Genomic DNA, 5,495 nt, shown 5'->3' with positions numbered 1-5,495 from the left:
CGATTCGAGCAACTGCGCCACGCGCAGGCGTGCTTGGGCCGGGCTCGGGTGGGTATGGATCAGCAGCGGTTCCGCGACGCACTCGCCGATGGTCAGGTGAGGGTTGAACGAGGCGGCCGGGTCTTGGAAGACGAAGCCGATGTCCTTGCGCAGCGGCTTGAACGTGTGCTCCTTGAATCCCAGCATTTCGTAGCCAAGGACCTTGAGGCTGCCGCCGGTTGCCCTGTTGAGGCCTGCGATGGCGCGACCGATGGTGGACTTGCCCGAACCGGACTCGCCGACCAGGCCGAAGACCTCGTTCTCGGACACCGTGAAGCTGACGTTGTCCACGGCTTTGAACCCGGGCTTGCCGAGGCGGCCCGGATACTCGATGGTGAGGTTCTTGGCCTCGACCAGGATCTTCCCGGTCTGGTGCAACCGTTCGGTGGCCCCCTCGGACGCTGAGTTGCGGCCAAGGTGCGGCACAGCGGCCAGCAGCTTCTTGGTGTAGTCCTGCTTCGGCTCGGCGAAAAGGACCCTCGCGGTGGCTTCTTCGACGACGTCGCCTTGGTACATGACCACGACCCGGTCGGCCAGGTCGGCCACGACGCCCATATTGTGCGTAATGAGCACAATCGAGGTGCCGTACTTGTCCCGCAAGTCCCGGAGCAACTGAAGGATCTCGGCCTGGACAGTGACATCCAGCGCCGTCGTCGGTTCGTCCGCCACGATCAAACCGGGGTTCAAGGCAAGCGCGGCCGCGATGACGACGCGCTGCTTCTGGCCTCCGGAAAGCTGGTGCGGATAGTAGTTGACGCGGGTTTCGGGATCGGGGATGCCCACCTTCCGCAGGGCTTCGGTGGCCCGTTTCTTGGCCTCCTTGGCCGAGATGCGGTGTCCGTCCGAGGCGTGTGCCCGGATGCCTTCGGCGATTTGCCAGCCAACCGTGAACACCGGGTTCAGGGCCGTTGAGGGCTCCTGGAAGACCATGGCCACGTCGCGGCCACGGATCTTGCGCAGTTTGGACGCGCTCACGCTGATGACGTTGTTGCCGTTGATCAGCACAGCCCCGGAGCTGATGGCCGTTTCAGGGAGGAGGCCGAGAATGGTCTTGGCCGTGACGGTCTTGCCGGAACCTGACTCCCCTACGATCGCCAGCACTTCGCCGGCTTTGACCTCGAGGCTGACGTCCTTGACCGCGTAGACGTCGCCGCTGTCGGTGGCAAAGGTGACTTTGAGCCGTTCGATGTCCAGGACGGGCTGCCCGGATGTCAGCGGCTGGTCCGAAATGTTGCCGATGTTGGTGGTCATGCCTTACCTGCTTCTGGTTCAGGAGCGGTGGTGGCCCCTGTGTTCGTGCCGTCGGTTCCAACTGCGGCCTTGGAGCGGGAGGCCTTGCCTCCAGCACGCTTCCGGCCGCGTAGGCGGGGATCGTTGAGGTCGTTGATGCTTTCGCCGACCAACGTCAGCCCCAGCACGGTCAGGACGATCGCGATACCGGGGAAGACGCCGGTCCACCAAATGCCGGAGGACGCGTCCGCCATGGCCTTGTTGAGGTCGAAGCCCCATTCGGCGGCCGAGGACGGTTCAATGCCGAAGCCCAGGAAGCCAAGGCCCGCAAGGGTCAGGATCGCTTCGGAGGCGTTCAGGGTGAACATCAATGGAAGCGTCCTGGTGGCGTTCTTGAAGATGTGCCGGGTGATGATCCGGAGGCTGGACGCGCCCAGGACCATGGCCGATTCCACGAATGGCTCGGCCTTGAGCCGGATGGTTTCGGCCCGGATCACGCGGAAATACTGCGGAACGAACACCACGGTGATCGAGAAGGAACAGGCGAGGATGCCGCCCCAGAAGCTCGACTGGCCACGGCTGATGACGATCGACATGACGATCGCCAGGAGCAGGGAAGGAAAGGCATAAATGGCATCGGCGATGACTACCAGCACCCGGTCCAGCCAGCCACCGAAGTAACCACTGAGGAGGCCCAGCGCCACGCCGAGGAAGATGGACATCACGACGGCGACGACGATCACGGTCACCGCTGTCTGTGAACCCCACAGGACGCGGGAGAGGACGTCATAGCCGCCGACTGTGGTGCCGAGCAGGTGCTTGCCGCCGGGAGCCTCCTGGGTGGGGAACGAGCCTGTTGCGTCACTCAGCTGGGAATATCCGTACGGCGCGATGAACGGCGCGAGCACGGTCGAAAGAAGGAAGAGCCCGGTCAGCACAAGCCCGGTGATGAGCATGCCCCGCTGGAGGCCGACGCTCTTTTTGACGTGGGAGATGACAGGAAGTGCGGACAGGAAGGACTTCTTCCGTCCTGAAATTGTTGCGGTGCTCATGTCAGTACCTCACTCGCGGGTCGATCAGCGCGGCGACGACGTCCACGACGAAGTTGGTAAATGCGACGATGACGGCCAGCAGCACCACGATGCCCTGGACCGCTACGAAGTCCCTCGCGTTCAGGTATTGGACCAGCTGGTAGCCAAGGCCCTTCCATTCGAAGGTGGTCTCGGTGAGTACGGCTCCGCCGAGCATCAGGCGATCTGCAAGCCCATGACGGTGATGATGGGGATAAGCGCCGGCTTGTAGGCGTGCTTCGTCACGAGTCGGAACTCGCTGACGCCGCGGGAACGGCCGGCCTCGACGTAATCCTTGCCCAGGGTCCCGATGACGTTTGTCCGGACGAGTCGCAGGAAGACACCCGCGGTCAGGAGGCCCAACGCGATAGCGGGCAAAACGGCGTGGGACACGACGTCGCCGAGTGCCGTGAGATTGCCGCTGCGCAGGGCGTCGAGCCAGTAAATGCCGGTGGGAGCGGCAAGTTGGCCCATGGTCAGCTCAGTGCGGGTGGATACGCGACCGGCCACTGGGAGCCATCCGAGCCAAACGGAGAACGTCAGCTTCAGCAGGAGTCCGGAGAAGAAGACCGGAGTGGCGTAGCAGAGGATGGCAAAGCAGCGAAGGAAAGCGTCAGACGCCTTGTCGCGCCGTTGCGCGGCGATCATGCCTAGCGGGATGCCGACCGCGAGCGCCACGATGAGCGCGTTGATCGAGAGCTCAAGGGTGGCTGCACCGAAGGTCGACAGCATTTCGACGACGGGCCGCCGGTCCGTGATGGTGGTGCCGAAGTTACCGGTGATCAACTGGCCCAGGTATTCGAAGTACTGGATGATGATCGGCCGGTCGTAACCGGCGTCGTGGATTCGCTGCGCCAGAACATCCGGGGGAAGCCGGCCGCCCTGGGCTGCGGTGATGGGGTCTCCGATGACCCGCATGAGGAAGAAGACCAGAGTGACGAGGATGAAGATCGTGGGAATGATCAGGAAGAACCTGACCACGATGTACCTGCCGAGACCCCCGCCCGCTGATTTACTCTTGGGAGCGACCGCGTCCGGTTCGACGTCGGGCACCTCTATAAGTGTTGTCATTGCTACCTAAAGTTCATTGCCCGCGGATCGCGCGGGGTTTTGCTCAAAATGTGAGGCAATCAGCAATAAGGGGAGGCAAAGCACCTGTTGGCACCCGCCTCCCCCTACCGGCTGCTTACTTTGAAATAGTTCCCAGTCGGAACTTGAAGGAAGCGTCAAGCGTCTTGTCGACGCCGTTCACGCCCTTCGCCGAGATGGCAACCTGGGCACCCTGGAGCAGCGGCAAAGTGGAAATGTCCTTTGCCAGAGCGTTCTGGGCGTCCTTGATGGTGGATTCGCGAGCCGACTTGTCCGTGGTGGTCAGCTGCTTGTTGATCAGGTCGGTCACGGCCTGGTCGTTGAAGTGGTTCTTCAGGAAGCCGCCGTTCGGGAAGAACGGGGTGAGGTAGTTGTCGGGGTCGCTGAAGTCGGGGAACCAACCGAACTGGAAGAGCGGGTACTCGTCGGCGCGGCTGGCCTTGCTGTAGGTCACCCATTCGGTGGACTGCAGGTTCACCTTGAAGAGGCCCGACTTCTCGAGCTGGTCCTTGATCATGGCGTACTCGTCGCCCGAGGACTTGCCGTAGTGGTCCGGGTTGTACTGGAGGTTCAGCGTGACGACGTCCTTGACCCCGGCATCGGAAAGAACCTTCTTGGCTTTGTCCAAGCTCGGCTTTCCGTTGTCGCCGTAGGCATCCTTGAACGACTCGTTGGCGCCCAGGAAACCGCTGGGGACGTTGGAGTACAGCGGCAGGTAGGTGCCCTTGTAGACCTGGTCGGCGATTGCCTGGCGGTCAACGAGGTTGGCGATCGCCTGGCGCACGGCAAGTGCCTTGGCCGGGTCTGCACCGGTTGCCTTGGCGCCGAACGGCATGGTGTTGAAGTTGAACGTGATGTAGCGGATCTCGCCGCCGGGACCAACGTTGACCTTGACCTTGGAGTCCTTCTTGAGGTCGTCGACGTCGGTGGCGCTGAGGCTTCGGTTCGCAACGTCGATGTTGCCCTGCTGGATGTCCAGCTTCATGTTGGTCGGCTCGGCGTAGTACTTGATCGTTGCGGCGTCGTTGGCCGGCTTGCCCAGGACACCCTGGTAGTCAGGGTAGGCCTTGAGGCTGATGAGCTCGTTCTTCTTGTAGCTGTCGATCGTGTACTGGCCGTAGAACGCCTTGGCCTTGATGATGTCGTCATCCGAAAGGAGCTTGTCGGCCGGGAAGACCTGGTGGTCCACGATCGGCGCGGCCGGGCTGCTGAGGATCTGCGGGAACGTCTGGTCGTTGGCGAGCTTCAGCTTGAAAACGGCCGTGTTGGCGTCCGGGGTGGTGACGCTGTCCAGGTTTTCGAGCAGGCTTGCCGGACCAGCGGGGTCGTTGATCTTGAGCTGGCGGTCGAAGGAAAACTTGACGTCGGTGGAGTCCAGCGTGTGGCCATTGGCCCACTTGAGTCCGGGCTTCAGCTTGACGGTGTACTCGGTGGGCGACGTGAACGACGCCGACGCTGCCAGGTCCGGAACGGGGTCGGCGCTTCCTGGCTTCGAGTTGAGGAGGAAGGAATAGACCTGGTTCATCACCATGAAGGAACCGTTGTCGTACGAGCCGGCGGGATCGAGTGCGGTCACCTTATCGGTGGTGCCATAAGCGATCGGACCGCTGGCAGCTGAGGAAGCTGAACCGCCGCCGCCCGCCGGGCCCGTGCAGGCCGTCAAAGCGAATACGGAGATGCCCGCGAACGCGATAGCGCTTCGCAAGGCTTTTTTGTTCAATGCCATCAGTGAACTTTCTGTTCGATGGATACGGCGAACCGCCGTCGGTAATTTCTTAGGAGCGCATACTCCTGACTCCACGATTCAATCAGAAGCTTTTCTGGTGAAACGTTTGATTTTGTGAGTTGAGACACAAAATTTACTTTTCTTTTGGCGCATACTCGGCTAGGGGAAAGCGGCAGGCCGCACTGGACGCTGATGAAACAGGCCCGTTAGCGCTAACAGTCTTGCGGACCCGGATTCACCCGCTGCGGAGCGCGGCCGGGCTTAGAGTTCCGCGCGCTGAAGCGACCGGGCGACGTCGATAGTTGCCTGGCCGAGGACACGGGTGCTTGGTAGAGCACGAT

General features: G+C 62.0%; 3 protein-coding genes and 1 pseudogene. All 4 read right to left on the bottom strand.

Features of this window, described 5'->3' with window-relative positions; genetic code table 11:
- Positions 1-1,290, bottom strand: a 1,290-nt coding sequence (locus AHiyo1_RS02740; protein ID WP_059387534.1) for an ATP-binding cassette domain-containing protein, incomplete at its 3' end; no start/stop codon positions are given.
- Entirely contained in the window at positions 1,287-2,321 is a 1,035-nt protein-coding gene (locus AHiyo1_RS02735) for an ABC transporter permease (protein ID WP_059387533.1), read from the bottom strand. The genes AHiyo1_RS02735 and AHiyo1_RS02740, both read right to left, overlap by 4 nt.
- A gap of 1 nt (position 2,322) precedes the next feature.
- Positions 2,323-3,410, bottom strand: a pseudogene (locus tag AHiyo1_RS02730) (ABC transporter permease).
- Between the two features lie 115 nt (positions 3,411-3,525).
- Complete coding sequence (locus AHiyo1_RS02725; RefSeq protein ID WP_059387532.1) at positions 3,526-5,154, bottom strand: ABC transporter substrate-binding protein; 1,629 nt, start codon at positions 5,152-5,154, stop codon at positions 3,526-3,528.
- Positions 5,155-5,495 lie beyond the last annotated feature (341 nt).

The sequence above is a fragment of the Arthrobacter sp. Hiyo1 genome (genome assembly GCF_001263615.2).
GTDB lineage: Bacteria > Actinomycetota > Actinomycetes > Actinomycetales > Micrococcaceae > Arthrobacter.
Note: the sequence above shows the minus strand (reverse complement) of the source record. Positions and strands in the feature narration are given on the sequence as shown.